Raw genomic sequence first — 15656 nt, forward strand, 5'->3', positions numbered from 1 at the left:
TGGGCCCAGGTCTTCGGCGATGCAAAGATGACCACCGCGCTTCTCGACAGACTCACACATCGATGCCACATCCTCAAGACCGGCAATGACAGCTACCGCTTCAAGGCCAGTTCCGAGGCGGCAAAGAAAACAAGAAAGGAGACACCAGCATTGACCACAACATGACCGCTGAGACACAAACAAGGGTGGGTCAAATCTCGATGAAAATACCGGGTCACTTCTCGGCGGAAATCAACACAGGACGATTGGGAGTACTTGGCCAACGGTGTGAACTACGACCTGCTCTAGACTGTTGAGATCGAGATAACGAAGAAGCCACGGACGTCGAAAGACGCTGCCAAGAAGGTATTCGAGAACATCCGCCGTAAGATCCGTCAGACATATTCGCCTGAAGAGAAGACTCGCATTCTATTGGCGGAACCGCGCGGGGAGGAAAGCATCTCCGAACTTTGCCGCCGCGAGGGGATCGCGAATATTACAGCAGATCACCTGGCGTTTGCCCGGCAAAGAAGGCGTCGAGGTTATCAAGCGCACGAAAACCCATTGCGTCACGGGTTTCACGCGTCGCGCTGCCGATGTGGGGCAGCATGAAAATATTGTCATGGGCGGCGAACGCGGGGTTTCCGCCCGGCTCTTCCTGAAAACAATCCAGCCCTGCGGCAGATATTCGTCCCTCAATCAGTGCGTGTAGCAGTGCGTCTTCGTCTATCAGCGCGCCGCGTGCGGTGTTCACAATGACCGCGCCCTGAGGCAGCAGCGAGAAGCGGTCGGCGCTCATCAGATTGATTGTCTCAGCCGTGGCAGGGCAGTGCAGTGACAAGAAATCCGCGACCCCCAGCAAGCTTTCTATTGAGCGGTGATATCGAGCGCCCTGTGCCTGGTTGGCAGGCAATTCAGAACGGTTGTAATAGTGAATTTCCATGTCAAAACCACGTGCTTTGGCCGCAAAGGCACGGCCGACCCGGCCCATACCAATGATCCCCAGCCGCGCACCCGTTACCTGTTTGCCAACCATAAATGCCGGCGACCAGCTTTCCCAGGCACCAGTGCGCACGATACGGTCGCCCGCGACGGCGTTGCGCGCCGCACCCAGCATCAACAGCATGGCAAGTTCAGCGGTCGCATCTGACAGCACGTCAGGCGTGTTGGTCACGGCGATGCCGCGTTTCTTGAGGGCAGGCAGATCACAATGGTCCACCCCCACGGAATGGTTCGCCACGATTCTGAGTCTGAGGCGATCCGCAAACTGCGCGACAACATCGGCACTGAAGTGCTCTGAATGGCACGGAATGACTGCGTCAAACTCAGCGCTGGCCGCGATGAGGTCTTGCGCAGTGCCGGGCGTGTCTTCGTGGTTGATCACAACATCATAGTCGCGCGCGGCGCGCTCCAGCGTCGCGTCAGACAAACGGCGGGTGATCCAAACGCGTTTCCGGCTCATTTCTTTCGAACACATTCGTCCCAAAAATCATAAACTGCCATCCCGCAGACAACGATGGCGATGATCATGAAGGGCAAGCCACCAAAGAAGCCCGCAAAGCCGCTTGAAATACTTTTCGATAACCCCCCGATGAAGATGCAAAAGATCGCTGTTCCGATCAGGCCGACAATCAGTTTCACTCCGTAAGACATAAGTTGATCCTCTCCTTAATCCGCTGCTTGCGCAAGTTGGGACTGCAGCCAGCGCGCAGTGCGCAGCAGCCGGTCGTCTTTTTCAATGGGGCCGATGAGTTGCACACCGATTGGCAGGCCTGTTTCGCCCACCAAAAGCGGCAGGCTCACACAGGGCAACCCGGCAAGTGTCCAAAGCGTGCAAAAGATCGGATCGCCCGTGCCCTCGCCGAACCTGGGCGCTTCACCCGCCGCAGACGGGGCGACGATGGCGTCAAATTCGATAAAGAAATCAGCAAAGAACGCCTCCGCAGAGGCTTTCACCTCAAGTGCGTCTTCATATTCTGCTTTGGTGATCTGGCGCGCGCGGCTGATGATTGGTTTCAGCGTTTCGCTGATCTGATCCCAGTGCTGATCAAAGACCTCAGCCTGATGCTGGGCAATCTCGTATTCATGGATGCGGGCCTGTACGGCGACCAGATTGGACAAGGTATCTGCTGGGTCCATCCGCGTAACCTGGGGTCCCAGGATATCGAGGACAGCCTCCAACCCTTCGCGCGCATCATCTGACAGCCGATCGTTAAAGGGCAGATTGAACCACGCAAGATCAGGCGTGACAGGCACGTCTGCTGCGGCCCCCGCTGACATATTGGGACGCGGGCGGGCAAAGCTGGTGGGGTCGTGCTGATCATAGCTGCCGATGGCATCGGTCAGCAATGCGACATCGGCCAAGGTCCGTCCAAAACAGCCCACCTGATCAAGCGAAACCGAGGTTTGCAGCAGACCCGTGCGCGAGATCACACCGCGTGTGGGTTTGAACCCGAACGTGCCACAAAAAGATGCTGGCCGAATGACCGAGCCGTTGGTTTGCGTACCGATCGCCAAAGGCACATGCTGGGCGGCTACCGCGGCAGCAGAGCCGCTGGAAGAGCCGCCGGGGCTGTGAGCGTTGTTGTGCGGGTTGCGCGTCTCGTTTGCGTGAACAAAGGCAAGCTCTGTTGTAACGGTTTTTCCCATGATGACAGCGCCTGCTTCGCGCAGATGCTCGACCAGCCGTGCGACATGATCCGTCTTGCGGCCCGCAAAGATCGGCGTACCGCGCTGCGTCGGCATTTTGGCAGTGTCGATGATGTCTTTCAGTCCAACGGGGATGCCATGCAACGCACCGGTTGCCATGCCAGCCTTGCGGATGCGATCACATTCAGCCGCCTGCGCAAGGGCTGCATCGGGGTCCAGAAACGCCCAAGCCTTGATGTCGCCGTCGGTTTGCTGGATCCGGGCAAGACAGGATGTCACCAGTTCGACCGATGACAGACGTCCCGAGGCGCTGGCGGCCAGCGCCTCGGTTGCACTTAGTTTGTAGCTGTCCTTGATCACGGGATGTATTCACCAAACAGGAAGTCCGGGAACCAGAGTGCGATGCCTGGGAACATGTACATCAACACCATCGTAAGGATCACGATACCCAGATAGGGCATGATACCACGGAAGATTTCCATCAACTCGATCTGATTTTTGAGCACCCCTTTTAGATAATACGCCGACATCGCCATGGGCGGGGTCAAAAAGGACGTTTGCAGGTTCAACGCAATCAGCATTGCAAAGAAATACGGGTTGACCCCAAAAACCTCGAGCAACGGCAGGAAGATTGGAACGAAGATAATCAGGATTTCGGACCACTCCAGCGGCCAGCCCAGCAAGAAGATGATAATCTGCGCCAGCACGAGGAATTCCCATGGTTCAAGGTCCATGCCGCCGACCCAGTCCGCGATTATGTCATGGCCTCCGAGATAGGAAAACACGGAAGCAAAAGTCCATGACCCGACAAAGAGCCAACACACCATTGCTGTGGATTTTGCCGTCAAGAAAACGCTTTCCTTAAGCTTGGTCCATGTCATTGAGCGGTAAAGCACAGCCAGCACCATGCCCCCTAAGGCCCCCATTGCCGCCGCTTCTGCAGGTGTTGCGAGACCACCAAGGATGGAACCGAGGACAAGGGCGATCAGCACTGTGAGCGGTACGAAGCTGAACAGCAGATCCTTGTAGATTTCTTTGGGTGGCGGGACGTCTTCCATTGTTGGCTTTGGTGCCAGTGATGGGTTCGACCAGACCCGTAAGATTACATAGACGATATAAAGCCCGGCCAGCAGCAGACCTGGAAAGACTGCGGCAGCATAAAGGCGCAAGGGCGACAGATCGGCGATCGCGGCATAGACGATCAGCATGATGGAAGGCGGGATCAGGATGCCCAGTGTCCCCCCCGCACAGATCACCCCGGAGGCAAAGCTTTTGTTGTAATTCGCATTGGCCATAGCGGGAAAGGCGAGCAGCCCCATCAGCGTGACAACCGCGCCTACGATGCCCGAGGCGGTAGAGAACACCGCACAGGTCAGCAGCGCCGCGATGGCAAGGCTTCCGGGCAAATTGCGCGCCGCCATATAGAGCGAGAAGAATAGCTTATCGACGATGTTGGCGCGCTCCACCACATAGCCCATGAACAAGAACAGCGGGATCGCGACTAGGGTCGGGTTTTCCATCACCGAATAGGTGTTCTGGTTCAGCAGATAGAAGATATTATTGTCGAAAATATCGCTAAACTGCTCAATAGGGTGGCCTTGGTGATAGGCGTAGTAGCCAAAAGCAACCCCCATCGCGAGCAGGGTAAAAGCAATCGGAAAACCAAGGAGAACAAGGACAATAAACAGCCCAAGCATCATCAGGGCGACTTCGGGATTTGACATCATTTAATCTTTCTTGAAGCGCTAAGCGGCTTATTTCTTGTCCGGAGCGAAGGCTCGGATTGCCTCCAGATCGGCCTCGGTCAGCAGGTCTTCGGTTTCTTTCACATCTGCCAGCCGTTCTGGCCACGTGCCGGAACGCATGGCGATCACACAGCGTACCAGTTCAGCAATGCCCTGGATGGCAAGCAAAACGCCTGAAAGCGGGATCAGCGTCTTGAAAAAATAGATCTGGATGCTTGCGGGGCTGTTAAAGCTAACCTCTTTGTAGCGCCAACTGTCGGAGGCGATTTCCCAGCCGTACCAGGCGAGGGCCAGAACGCCGGGAAAAAAGAACAGAAAGTAGAGTACAAAGTCCAAACTTGCCTGCACTTTGACAGGGAACAGTCGGTAAATCACATCGGCGCGCACATGTGTATCCTGCGCCAAAGCGTAGGCACCGCACATCAAGAACAGCGCGCCGTACATCTGTATCATCATGTCAAAGGCCCAGACGGTTGGCGAATTCAAGACATAACGGACAAAAACCTCATACGAAACTGACAGCGTCAGGATCAGAATACACCATCCAAAGGCGCGTCCGACCCAAAGGCTCAATCCCTCTATGGCATGTACAAATTTCATGTGTCTGTTGCTCCCCTAACAGATCGGCCGTAAGAATTTGCGCAATCCCAAGCGTACGATGTCCGGGCTCCAAAAGGAACCCGGACATCTTATCGAATTGATCTTACAATCAGCTGAAGTAGTGGTTGTAAGCCAGTTTGTAGTCAGGCTGGTTCAGGTTGAGATAGTTCATCACATCCTTGGCGTAAGCCTTCTGCGATTCCATCACCTTGGCAAAGAACGGGTCTTCGCCGGCGATGCGGTCTGCCACCACGTCCCAGGCTTTGAGCTGTTCTTCCAACACACTGTCGGGCGTGCGGTGGACCGCCACTCCGTCGCTTTCTTGGAGTTTGAGCAAGTCATCGGAATAGCGTTTGGTGTTACCCCAGTAAAACCCGGAGTTTTCTGCCATTGACGCGTTCTTGATGATTGCCTGATGCTCAGGTGACAAAGCGTTGAACTTGTCCTTGTTGAAAGTGATCTCAAAGAATTCCTGAGACTGGTGATAGGACGCCAGCATGTAGTTCTTGGAGACATCCTGCATACCGAAATCACGGTCAGAAGTCGGGTTATTGAATTCGGCCGCGTCGATCAGGCCGGACTTCATCGCGGGCTGAATTTCACCACCCGGCAGCTGAACAACCGACATGCCCATTTCAAGCATCACGTCAGCTGCCAGACCAACGGTCCGGTATTTCAGACCCTTCATTTGCGCCGAGTCGGTGATCTGCTGATTGAACCAGCCCAGCGGTTGCGCTGGCATCGGTGAGTTGAAGAATGAAACAACGTTGAGCTGCAGTTCTGCCATCAGCTCATCAAAAAGCTCTTGTCCGCCGCCAGCATAGATCCAGCCCAACACTTCCTGGCTCGACCAGCCAAAGCAAGGACCGGTGCCAAACAGCGATGCTGTCTTGGATTTGCCGTACCAGTATGCTGTCACCATATGAGCTGCATCCAGAACTCCACGATGCACCGCGTCCTGCATCTGGCTGGTTTTGACAACGGAATCGACTGAAAGCACTTCGATGGTCAGCGATCCGCCGGACATTTCATTGACGCGTGCCGCAAAGGACTGAGCGTTCTCAAGGAAAATGCCGCCACCCCAGGCAGCTTGCATCTTGAGCGTTACACCGTGACCATCTGCAAGTGCAGGTGTTGCCAATGCCGCGGCACCGGCAACGGCCGAACCACGCAGGAATTTTCTTCGGTTGATAGAATTTTTCATAGTTCCTCCCAAGGAAATTGACGCAGGTACCGGATCTCTGGTCCGGTCCGCGCATTACTTTTTTGGGGCTCAGGTATTCAACTTGTTCCGATCAAAACGCGGCAATTTCCTGACGATTTGATGAGGCACAATCCCTCGCCTGAAGTTACTTTTAGGGGCAAGTCTGTTTCAGACAAGGACTTCTTCGTCAAAGGCAATCACAGCGCCGTCACATGTGTCAGCCCAAACTGCGGTAATTGACGGGGCGAACTGGCGTTGCACAGAGCTGGACCGCCAATGCCATGCTGCACCTAAGGGTCTGTTATCTATCATGATATTGCGCATCTTCTAGGGCTGTTTCTTAGGTGGGCCAGTGTCACCGCGCCGGTTTTCGTTTTGTTTTCAAAGCGGATTTGAGGGCTCAAACAATTTTCTTCGGATAAGATCCAGCGTGATCAATGTATACATTCTTAGAAGATTCCGACCTTAAAACCCTGTGAAACGACCGAATCGCTTTTGAAATTCACTAAGGTGTATACAATCTCTGAAGAACAACGCATGATCGCGCATGTGAAGCGATCGCTGGAACCTGCCATGTCCATCCGAAACCTTAGCCAACTGGACCGCGCCCTTTTGGGTCTCCGTTCTCTTGTTCTGAGCGGCGATTTTGCCGGAGGGCAGCGATTGCCCGAAGTGGCGATGGCCAAACAACTGGGCATCTCGCGAACGCCGCTGCGGCAGGCCATGGACAGGTTGGTTGCAGAAGGTTTGCTGGAACGGATCGAGACCGGTGGATGCTGTGTCGCGACATTTAGTAAAGAAGACATCGCTGATGCCATTGAGATACGCGGCGTGATCGAAGGCACCGCCGCGCGCTTGGCCGCTGAGCGGGGCGTGGATGCAGAGTTGCTGGCGCAGTCGGGCGATGCTTTGGACCAGATCGACAGCGCGCTTACCTGCGCGGGGGGGCTCGACTTTGATCGCTACGTCACACAGAACGCGCGGTTTCATGCACTTTTGGCGTTGTTTCCTAACAGCCCCATCATTCAAAAAGAGATTGACCGCATAAGCCTGTTGCCGCTGGCATCGCCGTCGGCGTTTCTTAGTGATCAGGAAGTAATCCCTGATTTTCATGATTCACTGCGGTATGCGCAACGACAGCACCGTGCCATCCTGGATGCGATCATATGCGGAGAGGGTGCCCGTGCCGAGGCGCTGACCCGCGAACACGCGCGTCTTGCATTGATCAACTTTAACCACCTGAACAAGGCCCGAGCCACGCTCTCAACCAGGGTTCCGGGGCTGGCATTGGTTGCGTCAGAACGAGGGCCGGGTTCGTGACATGACGACGCTGCCTGTCGATACACAGATTGCTCTCGCAGATCTGGTGCGTGATCCCTATCCAATTTACAAACGGTTGCGCGCATCGCATCCGGTGATCAAGGTTAAATCTGTCGGCCGCATCATGTTGACCAAGGCAGAAGACACCAAATGGGTCAAAGACAATCCAGATATCTTTAGTTCTGATGATCCCAATACTCCGATGCGGCGCGCATTTCTGGCCCACACCCTCATGCGCAAAGATGGTGCTGAGCATATGCGCGAACGTATGGCGATGGCACCGGCCTACAGCTCCAAGAACATCTCCAACTATTGGATGCCTATCTACGAGAAAATTGCTGATGACCTTATTGCCGGGCTGCCCACCGGAGAGACAGTTGATTTGTTCCCTGCCCTCGCAGGCCCTTTCGCCGCACGCTGTCTTGCGCAGCTGCTCGGCCTGCCGGATGCCAGTGACGACGATATGCAAAGATGGTCGCAGACCTTGATCGACGGGGCGGGAAATTTTGGCTGGAATCCGGCACTTTTTGAGGATTGCGACCGCGCCAACGCCGAAATGGATGCCTGTATGGATCGGTTCATCCCACAGCATAAGGCGACCCCAAATCCAAGTGCGCTGTGCGCCATGGTAACCGCCGATGATCCAATCCCGCTAAGCCAGATCCGCGCGAACATAAAAATTGCGATTGGTGGCGGTCTGAATGAACCTCGCGACGCGTTGCTTACCATACTCTATGGATTGCTGACCAATCCAGACCAGCGCGATCATGTTGTGAAAGAGGGCGCATGGGGTGCTGCTTTTGACGAAGGGGTACGCTGGGTCGCGCCCATTCAGGTCAGCTCGCGCTTGGTCACCCGAGATACTGAAATCAGGGGCATCATGATTGCCAAGGGAGAGACGGTGATGACCGTTCAGGCATCTGCCAATCATGATGAAGATGTCTGGCGCGACGGTCATCTTTATGATGCAAGACGTGACAAACATTCCCATCAGTCATTCGGCAACGGACCGCATTTTTGTCTGGGCAAGCATATTGCTCGTCGGATGCTGGCGGACATTCTGTTGCCACGGCTTTTTGACCGCTTTCGCAATATGTCACTGCCTGACCCGTCGATCGTGCGTTTTCGCGGTTTCGGATTTCGCGGAGCGGTGAGTTTTCCAGTTATACTCAAGTAGAACCAGCTCAATCGGGGAGGATTGAAATGATCGGATTACTCAAGAAAACGGCTATAGCAACACTGCTTCTGGCACTGCCAGGATCGGGCGTTTGGGCGCAGGATGTCACACTGAACCTGCATCAGTTGTTGCCGATACAGGCAACGATCCCTGCCAATGCCATTCAGCCTTGGATCGAAAAGGTTGAGACGGAATCTGGTGGCAGGATAAAAATCGAACATTTCCCGTCGATGCAATTGGGCGGCACGCCTCCCGAACTTTACGATCAGGCAGCGGATGGTGTGGCTGATATCATCTGGACCGTTATTGGCTATACACCGGGCCGGTTCCCTAAAACCGAAGCGTTTGAACTGCCCTTTATGGTAGGTGGCAGCACAGGTTCGTCCAAGGCGTTTCATGAATACGTGCTTGCCAACGGCATGGATGAATTTAGCGACACCCATCCGATTGTCTTCCACACCCATGGTTCGGGATGGATACACAGCACCAAGAATGTCACAACACTTGAGGATGTTGCGGGTCAGAAACTGCGCGGTCCAACCCGCGTCACCGCACAGCTGCTTGATAAGCTGGGCGCAACGCCCGTTGGCATGCCGGTGCCAGCCGTGCCCGAAGCCATGTCCAAGGGTGTGATCGACGGCGCGATCATCCCATGGGAAGTGACCTTGCCACTGAAGATGAGTGAATTGGCCAAATTTCACTCAGGTTTCGTCTCAAAACCCGGGCTTTATACGGCGACTTTTGTAATGACGATGAACAAAGACAGCTATGCAGCCCTGCCTGACGACCTAAAGGCGGTGATCGACGCGAATTCGGGTCCAGAGGTGTCAGCTTTATTCGGGGCGGCGATGGATGCCGCGGATGTGATCGGGCGCAAGGTCGCTACGGATGCGGGCAACGCCATTACAGAACTGGACAGTGAAAAGGACCGCTGGATGGCAGTGGGGGCTCAGGTGACTGCGGATTGGATCGCAGAAATGGACGCCCAAGGTCTGGACGGTGCCGCATTGGTGCAGAGTGCCACAGACTTTATCGCGACAAATGCCGATTAACTTGAAAGCACAGAACAATGGGCCGGGTATCACAGGGGTATCCGGCCAGTTGTTCGGAACAGCCGTTTTGAACGCATCGGCTGGGGTTCTCCGGGACATTCCGCATGACAGAGAGTGCGCCGAGTTGAACGTCTCGCGCCAACGAGGACAATGACATGGTAAGCCCAGCATCAGGTGACGCGCTTCGGCTTGATCTGCGATCCGGATTGCCGGATGCGCTGAGGGTCCTGCTAATGGACTATCCCCGCGCCGGTTGGGAGGCGCACGCAGGGTATGATGGCCTCATCCGTTTTTGGCTGGATCGGCATATGATGTTCCGCCGGATCTTGGAACGATTGTTGACGCAAACCGAAGACACCCTTGATCGACGCATGGATCTTGCCCAGTTTCGTCAGCAGACCGGTCGGCTTGGATCTGCCTTCGTGCAGGAACTTCATGGGCACCACAGCATTGAAGATGCGCATTATTTTCCGGTTTTAAGTGGCAAAGACGCCCGTATTGCACGCGCATTTGAACTTCTGGATCAAGACCACCATGCGCTGGACGGGCACATTGATAGCTTTGCCAAACACGCGAACGGCGCGCTTCAAGCGCAAAGTGCTGGCGATGCCAGAATTGGACATTTCCAAAAAAATCTCACGGATCTCGCAAGAAAGTTGGATCGGCACCTGATCGACGAGGAAGAAATCGTCGTGCCGGTGATATTACACTATGGTGCAGGGGATTTAACCTAAGCCAGAAGCCGTGACCTATGCGTAGATTTCAGATGCTTCAGTTGATCTCGAAATTATCGATCCGTTTGGTTTTCACCGACCTGCTGCACCCTACTGCTGACGGTCGAGGTCGTGACGTTTCAGCGTCCTAAATCGGCGGCTATTGGTGTTGCTCAGCCACCTGGAGTGTCCCCGCTTCGCTTAGCGTGCTAAACAGCAACTATTCTGGACGTCCGCAACGCAGGACAGAAAACTCTTGCGCTGCGGCCTGTCCTGCGGCTGCTTTCGTAAACTTCCTTCTTGCATCAATTAGCTCCGCATCCGTTCGAAATTTGGATCGTAAGGAGCTTGATTGATGACATGCGCACTAACACGTTCCCCGCATAGATCAAGTTCCATCGCTGCCCCTGGTTTTGCCAGATCGGGTACAACGAAGGCGTAGGCGAGGTTCATACACACGCGATGTCCATAATCTGCGGATGTGATTGTGCCGACCACTTTATCGCCACTCATCAAAGATGCGCCCGGATGTGCAGGGGCGTGCGTCGCATCGATTTCCAGTGTTACCAACTGGCTTTTTGGCCCCGCGGCCTGTCGTTCGAGCAGTGCCGCTTTGCCAATAAACTCACCCTTATCCATCTTCACAAACCGAGAAAGTCCTGTCTCGAACGGATCAAACTCTGTGATCAGGTCCGCTTTCCAGTGCAGGAACCCTTTTTCCAAGCGCATGGAGTCGATTGCGCGGGCACCAAAGAGTTTGAGCCCGTATGCTTCACCGGCCTCGCGCAAAGCCAGATAGGCGGCGTAGAGTGAGGCATTGGGCACATGGATTTCATAGGCCAATTCGCCTGAGAAACTGACGCCCATAACTGTAGCCGGTGCAAAACCGATACAACACTCGCGCACGGACAACCAAGGAAACGCAGTGGCTGACCAGTCGCCGCGTGCGCAGGCGGAAAGCACAAGGCGCGCTTTTGGACCAGCCAAAAGAAGGATCGTTTGATCGTTGGTCAGGCTGCGCAGTTGCACGTCTTCGTCCGGCAAGAGGTGTGCGATGAGCCAATCCATGTCATGACATTCTGATGCAGCCGCTGAGCCATACCAGACCCGTTCAGGACCACGATCCGAGGCGGGCAAATTGGCAATCGTCGCCTCACCTTTGATGCAGCCATGATCGTTCAGCAGATAGCCCAATCCAACGCGCCCCTCGCGCTTTGGGACGGTCCCGCAGATCATTCGGTCAAGGAATGCGTGTCGGCCCTTGCCAGTAATCTCAATCCGGTTGAAGCCGTTGACCTCTGATAAGCCCACGTTTGTGGCGACGTTGTTCACTTCGGCCGCGACCACGTCGAATGCCTCGTCGAAGTTGAAGCTCAGGGATGGGTGAAAATCCGGTGAAGGCTTGATGTAATCGACACGCTCCCATCCGTTCACGACGGTGAATTCGGCCCCTTCTGTGGCCAGAACAGGGGTGAGTGGCGTCGTCTTGGCAGGACGGCCTGCTGGACGGTGCTCATGCGGAAAATAGAACCGGAATTCGTTCTGATATTCCTCAACCGCCTTACGTGCAGTAAGCTCCACGGTTGCGTGTCCGGTAAACCGGCGTGGGTCGATCACCCAAGTATCGTAGCAAGCTTCGCCATGAACAATTTGCTGGGCCAGAAGCCAGCCATGGCCACCGCCTTCACCCAAGCCCGCGCGCAAACCGACGATGCAGTATGCATTGCGCTTGCTCGGAATGGGCCCGACCAAAGGAGCGCCATCGATTGTATAGGTGATGGGGCCGTTAACGACGCGTTTGATGCCGACCTCTGCAAGTGCGGGCATCCGCTCGAACGCGCCTTCGAGAACGTCCATAACGCGATCCAGATCATCAGGACATAGATCGTTGGAAAAGCTTGGGCTGATCCCATCCATACCCCAGGTTTTGCAGCCTTGTTCATAGAACCCAACTAGCAGACCACCCTTTTCCTGACGGGAATAATAATCCGAGATCGGACAGCGCAGCAAAGGCATGCGATGCCCGGCCGCTGCTATCGCGGGGATGTCTTCTGTGATGAAATACTGATGTTCCATCGAGGCGACTGGGTGCTGCACGCCCATCATAGCGCCCACTTCGTTGACGCGATAGCCGCCGGCATTCACGACGATGTCACAATCTATGTCGCCATGTTCCGTGTGAACAGTCCACGTATCGTCCTTGTGCTGGGTCAGGCCGGTCACCGGGGTATTGCGATAGACCTCAGCGCCCGCTTTGCGTGCGTGAAAGGCCAGCGCCTGACAGAGTTGGGCAGGATCGATATCACCGTCCTCACCATCCCAAAGCCCACCAAGCAGGTTGTCGGTCGAGATCAACGGATGACGACGGGCGCATTCTTCCGCGTCGATAACCTGGTATTCCACGCCCATACCGCGCGCCATCGAGGCGAAATGCCGATAGCCCTGCATTTGCGCTTCGGTGTTGGCCAACCGGATGCCGCCATCGCCGTGATGATACCCTACCGGATATTCGGGATCGTCACGCAATTTCTTGTAAAGCGCGATGGAGTGAGATTTGAGGCCGACCATCGTCTGGGTCATGCCAAAGTTTGTGACTTGCGCGGCCGAGTGCCAAGTGGTGCCTGAGGTCAGTTCGTCCCGCTCGACCAAAGCGACATCGGACCATCCCTCTTGCGTGAGATGATAGAGGGTCGAGCAGCCTGCGATGCCACCGCCGATGACGACAACTTTGGTTCTGGATTTCATGGCAGGTTCCCGTTTCGTGGCCCTTGGGGCGATGGTGAGTAAATCGGAAACGATTTCCGGCTCGGACATCGCGGTGAATCAATGCGTCAAAGATAGTTCATGATTCAGTGATCATGGACGGCGCTTTGGACCTTCACAAAAATACAAACCTTTGAAAAATACTTTTTTCTTAGATAATATCTCGGAAAATGTGAGGTTATCGCATGACTCTCTCTCTTCGCGCGATGCGCTATGTACAGGCGGCCTTGCGGCTTGGCAGTATCACGGGCGCTGCGGATGCCATGCATGTGACGCCGTCCGCCATTGCCGCAGCTCTTGATCAAGCGGAAGCCGCTTTCGGCATGACGCTTGTTACCCGCGCGCGGGCCAAGGGGATATTCCCCACGCTGGCAGGTCGCGATGTCGGGCGGCGCATCGATGATCTGTTGGAAAGGTATGATACGTTACTGACAGGCATCTCTGACCTGCAATCAAGCCTGTCAGGCAATTTGGCGATCGGCTACAACGCACCGATCGCCCCGGCTTTTCTGCCAACGCTTACCGCGCAGATGTTTGCCGCCCATCCCGATCTGACTTTTACATTTACGGAAGGCGACAACGTGTCGGTCCAGAAGGGATTGCTAGACGGAAAATTCGATGTGATCCTGTTTGTCGAAGAATTGCCAAATCCGCAAATTGAAGCGCAACCACTTATCTTTGCACCCACCTATTGTCTGTGCCCGGCAGATCATGCTCTTGCGCAGTTTGACACTGTGACAGTTTCCCAAATCGTATCCGAGCCGCTTATCCTTTTGGACCGGCCCGCCGCACGCGGGTATTATCTGGAAGTCCTCGATCAAGGGGAGAAAGACCTTCGTATTGTCGCAACCGCAAATTCGACCGAAATGGTTCGTTCGCTTGTCGCCTCCAAGATTGGGATTTCCCTTTTGAACATGAAGCCGCGTGACGTCCCGAGCTACGCTGGAAGCAACATAAGCTGCGTGCCAATCGCCGATAGCACAAGCGGCGTCACTCTCTCGCTTGGGTTTGCACCGGGGCCAAAACGAAGACTGGTGCAAATGTTCGTTGATAATTGCGCTGCATCTTTTAAAGGGGAATTGGGCACCGATTTGATTGTTCCAAAAGCCTAACTGCGCCGAAATTGGAACATGCCAAATTGTTCAAGAAGATGACCTGGCGGTCATTCGTTCATCGCTCAGCACAATGACGAATGGCTCGAAACCGACGTCCAAAGGTGGTTTTCGTTGACCCGGCCACCGCTAATGCAAAATACCATCGCAGAAGCAGCATCTCGCATTTTGCAGTGCCGAGGATATCGCCGGACCGGCCAGCCATACGCGTGGCTCTGGTCAAGGCTGAAACGACCCTTTCGTTGAAATCAAAAACAGCAAGCGCGTCGGGGATATACCGCAGCTTCGGGTCGTTTGCTCCAATGACAGCCTTGCTTGGCCGCTATGGAACAGAAAACGGATTTCGCGGATTCAGCACCGCGGATCATTCTATTAAGTGCGCAATATTTGGACGTTTCTCAATCAGACCGTTGCACTATGGACCTTCAGTATGGTTTCGTAGACATGGGACTCTGCCAAACTTTGTTGCGCACCTTCGTGGCGTGACAGGCAGATCGGCACATCAAAGCCAAATTGATCTGCCCTGATGATACGCATCTCTTGCCGGTCAACCCAATAGTTGGCGTAAACCTCGGGCAGGAAACCCACGCAATTGCCGCTTAGTATGAAATGTGCAAGCCCCTCCATCTGATGGGAAACCGCCAGAGCAGGTCGATTGAAAAACGTGGAATATGGGGTGAGCACGGAGACAAAGCCGCGCCGTACAAAATCCTGCTCTGCGATCAGCTCGCGTGTCATTTCATCATCCGGAACGGTGAACAAAGGATGGCCTTTGCCACAGATCAACCGCTGCTTTTCAATGAATAGCGTGCTTTGAGATACGTTTTTTCGGGTCGGAAACTTTGGCGAAATGGCCATTTGGGTCTGCCCTCTGACAAGTTGCTCTTCAACTTGGTCTGGCGGTCCGATCCGTAACACAATGCGAAGACCCTTGTGGGCTGCAAGCGCATTGCGAATGGCATAACGCAGGCGGCATTCCGTGTTGGTGATCAGATTGTCAACAACGCCAATTGCAACTTCACCCACTATGCCTTCTTTCAACTGCACGATCTGGCCGTGATAGGCATCAATTGAGGACAGCATGGCACGAGAGGCCTCATAAACCGCGCCACCACGTGCCGTCAGCGCAAACCCGGCGCGCCCCCGGCTACACAGTTTGAACCCAATCCGCGTTTCCAGATTTGCCATATGGGTACTGATCGTGGAGCGCGAGAGGTTCAGCTCGGACTGCGCCTGAGAGAACCCGTCGCATTCCACGATGGTGCAGAACACACGCAGCAATTTGACGTCAATATCGGCGATGGATCGGTTTGGCATTACGTCGCCTTTCATCAAACTGATT

14 protein-coding genes are annotated in these 15656 nt (G+C 54.8%); 6 read left to right on the forward strand and 8 right to left on the reverse strand.

Annotated features, from left to right (window positions below; all coding sequences use genetic code 11):
* Positions 1 to 165, forward strand: a 165-nt coding sequence (locus ACEWL3_RS09990) for an ATP-binding protein (protein ID WP_435000849.1), incomplete at its 5' end; no start/stop codon positions are given.
* Between the two features lie 310 nt (positions 166 to 475).
* Here ACEWL3_RS09990 and ACEWL3_RS09995 read toward each other — a convergent pair.
* From ACEWL3_RS09995 to ACEWL3_RS10020, 6 genes are all read right to left on the reverse strand, one after another.
* Complete coding sequence (locus ACEWL3_RS09995; protein WP_386183478.1) at positions 476 to 1441, reverse strand: 2-hydroxyacid dehydrogenase; 966 nt, start codon at positions 1439 to 1441, stop codon at positions 476 to 478.
* Positions 1438 to 1632: a hypothetical protein gene (locus tag ACEWL3_RS10000; protein ID WP_114879497.1), complete on the reverse strand. Its 195-nt coding sequence runs from the start codon at positions 1630 to 1632 to the stop codon at positions 1438 to 1440. Before ACEWL3_RS10000 ends, ACEWL3_RS09995 begins: the two co-directional genes overlap by 4 nt.
* Positions 1633 to 1647: 15 nt before the next feature.
* Positions 1648 to 2988 (reverse strand): amidase, encoded by a 1341-nt coding sequence (locus tag ACEWL3_RS10005; protein WP_386183476.1) that lies wholly within the window; start codon positions 2986 to 2988, stop codon positions 1648 to 1650.
* Positions 2985 to 4352 carry a TRAP transporter large permease gene (locus ACEWL3_RS10010; RefSeq protein WP_114880655.1) on the reverse strand — a complete coding sequence of 456 codons (1368 nt, stop codon included), beginning with the start codon at positions 4350 to 4352 and terminating at the stop codon, positions 2985 to 2987. The genes ACEWL3_RS10005 and ACEWL3_RS10010 overlap by 4 nt, the downstream gene beginning before the upstream one ends.
* Positions 4353 to 4382: 30 nt before the next feature.
* Positions 4383 to 4973, reverse strand: a complete 591-nt coding sequence (locus ACEWL3_RS10015; RefSeq protein ID WP_386183474.1) for a TRAP transporter small permease subunit — start codon at positions 4971 to 4973, stop codon at positions 4383 to 4385.
* A 109-nt stretch (positions 4974 to 5082) separates the two neighbouring features.
* Positions 5083 to 6177 (reverse strand): TRAP transporter substrate-binding protein, encoded by a 1095-nt coding sequence (locus tag ACEWL3_RS10020; protein WP_386183472.1) that lies wholly within the window; start codon positions 6175 to 6177, stop codon positions 5083 to 5085.
* A gap of 510 nt (positions 6178 to 6687) precedes the next feature.
* Here ACEWL3_RS10020 and ACEWL3_RS10025 point away from each other — a divergent pair.
* The 4 genes from ACEWL3_RS10025 (at position 6688) to ACEWL3_RS10040 (ending at position 10460) form a co-directional block, all read left to right on the forward strand.
* On the forward strand, positions 6688 to 7497 hold the full coding sequence (locus ACEWL3_RS10025) for a GntR family transcriptional regulator (protein ID WP_435000808.1): 810 nt from the start codon (positions 6688 to 6690) through the stop codon (positions 7495 to 7497).
* Between the two features lies 1 nt (position 7498).
* Positions 7499 to 8674: a cytochrome P450 gene (locus tag ACEWL3_RS10030; protein ID WP_386183468.1), complete on the forward strand. Its 1176-nt coding sequence runs from the start codon at positions 7499 to 7501 to the stop codon at positions 8672 to 8674.
* Positions 8675 to 8700: 26 nt separating this feature from the next.
* Complete coding sequence (locus tag ACEWL3_RS10035) at positions 8701 to 9726, forward strand: TRAP transporter substrate-binding protein (protein WP_386183465.1); 1026 nt, start codon at positions 8701 to 8703, stop codon at positions 9724 to 9726.
* Positions 9727 to 9881: 155 nt separating this feature from the next.
* On the forward strand, positions 9882 to 10460 hold the full coding sequence (locus tag ACEWL3_RS10040; protein ID WP_386183462.1) for a hemerythrin domain-containing protein: 579 nt from the start codon (positions 9882 to 9884) through the stop codon (positions 10458 to 10460).
* A gap of 288 nt (positions 10461 to 10748) precedes the next feature.
* Here the strand turns inward: ACEWL3_RS10040 and ACEWL3_RS10045 are convergent, their stop codons facing one another.
* Positions 10749 to 13184: a GcvT family protein gene (locus tag ACEWL3_RS10045; RefSeq protein WP_386183460.1), complete on the reverse strand. Its 2436-nt coding sequence runs from the start codon at positions 13182 to 13184 to the stop codon at positions 10749 to 10751.
* 203 nt (positions 13185 to 13387) lie between these two features.
* On the opposite strand from ACEWL3_RS10045, the gene ACEWL3_RS10050 reads away from it, so the two are divergent.
* Positions 13388 to 14314, forward strand: a complete 927-nt coding sequence (locus ACEWL3_RS10050) for a LysR family transcriptional regulator (RefSeq protein ID WP_386183457.1) — start codon at positions 13388 to 13390, stop codon at positions 14312 to 14314.
* 402 nt (positions 14315 to 14716) lie between these two features.
* On the opposite strand, the gene ACEWL3_RS10055 is transcribed toward ACEWL3_RS10050, so the two are convergent.
* Positions 14717 to 15646 (reverse strand): LysR family transcriptional regulator, encoded by a 930-nt coding sequence (locus ACEWL3_RS10055; RefSeq protein WP_386183454.1) that lies wholly within the window; start codon positions 15644 to 15646, stop codon positions 14717 to 14719.
* Positions 15647 to 15656 lie beyond the last annotated feature (10 nt).

This window comes from Sulfitobacter sediminivivens (genome assembly GCF_042611115.2).
GTDB classification, from domain to species: domain Bacteria; phylum Pseudomonadota; class Alphaproteobacteria; order Rhodobacterales; family Rhodobacteraceae; genus Sulfitobacter; species Sulfitobacter sediminivivens.

Excerpts from the sequence above, each read along its gene's own strand:
- ACEWL3_RS10020 (WP_386183472.1), bottom strand. The coding sequence starts at position 6,177 with ATGAAAAATTCTATCAACCGAAGAAAATTCCTGCGTGGTTCGGCCGTT.
- ACEWL3_RS10055 (WP_386183454.1), bottom strand. The coding sequence starts at position 15,646 with ATGAAAGGCGACGTAATGCCAAACCGATCCATCGCCGATATTGACGTC.
- ACEWL3_RS10010 (WP_114880655.1), bottom strand. The coding sequence starts at position 4,352 with ATGTCAAATCCCGAAGTCGCCCTGATGATGCTTGGGCTGTTTATTGTC.
- ACEWL3_RS10030 (WP_386183468.1), top strand. The coding sequence starts at position 7,499 with ATGACGACGCTGCCTGTCGATACACAGATTGCTCTCGCAGATCTGGTG.
- ACEWL3_RS10045 (WP_386183460.1), bottom strand. The coding sequence starts at position 13,184 with ATGAAATCCAGAACCAAAGTTGTCGTCATCGGCGGTGGCATCGCAGGC.
- ACEWL3_RS10035 (WP_386183465.1), top strand. The coding sequence starts at position 8,701 with ATGATCGGATTACTCAAGAAAACGGCTATAGCAACACTGCTTCTGGCA.
- ACEWL3_RS10040 (WP_386183462.1), top strand. The coding sequence starts at position 9,882 with ATGGTAAGCCCAGCATCAGGTGACGCGCTTCGGCTTGATCTGCGATCC.
- ACEWL3_RS10000 (WP_114879497.1), bottom strand. The coding sequence starts at position 1,632 with ATGTCTTACGGAGTGAAACTGATTGTCGGCCTGATCGGAACAGCGATC.
- ACEWL3_RS09995 (WP_386183478.1), bottom strand. The coding sequence starts at position 1,441 with ATGAGCCGGAAACGCGTTTGGATCACCCGCCGTTTGTCTGACGCGACG.
- ACEWL3_RS10015 (WP_386183474.1), bottom strand. The coding sequence starts at position 4,973 with ATGAAATTTGTACATGCCATAGAGGGATTGAGCCTTTGGGTCGGACGC.
- ACEWL3_RS10050 (WP_386183457.1), top strand. The coding sequence starts at position 13,388 with ATGACTCTCTCTCTTCGCGCGATGCGCTATGTACAGGCGGCCTTGCGG.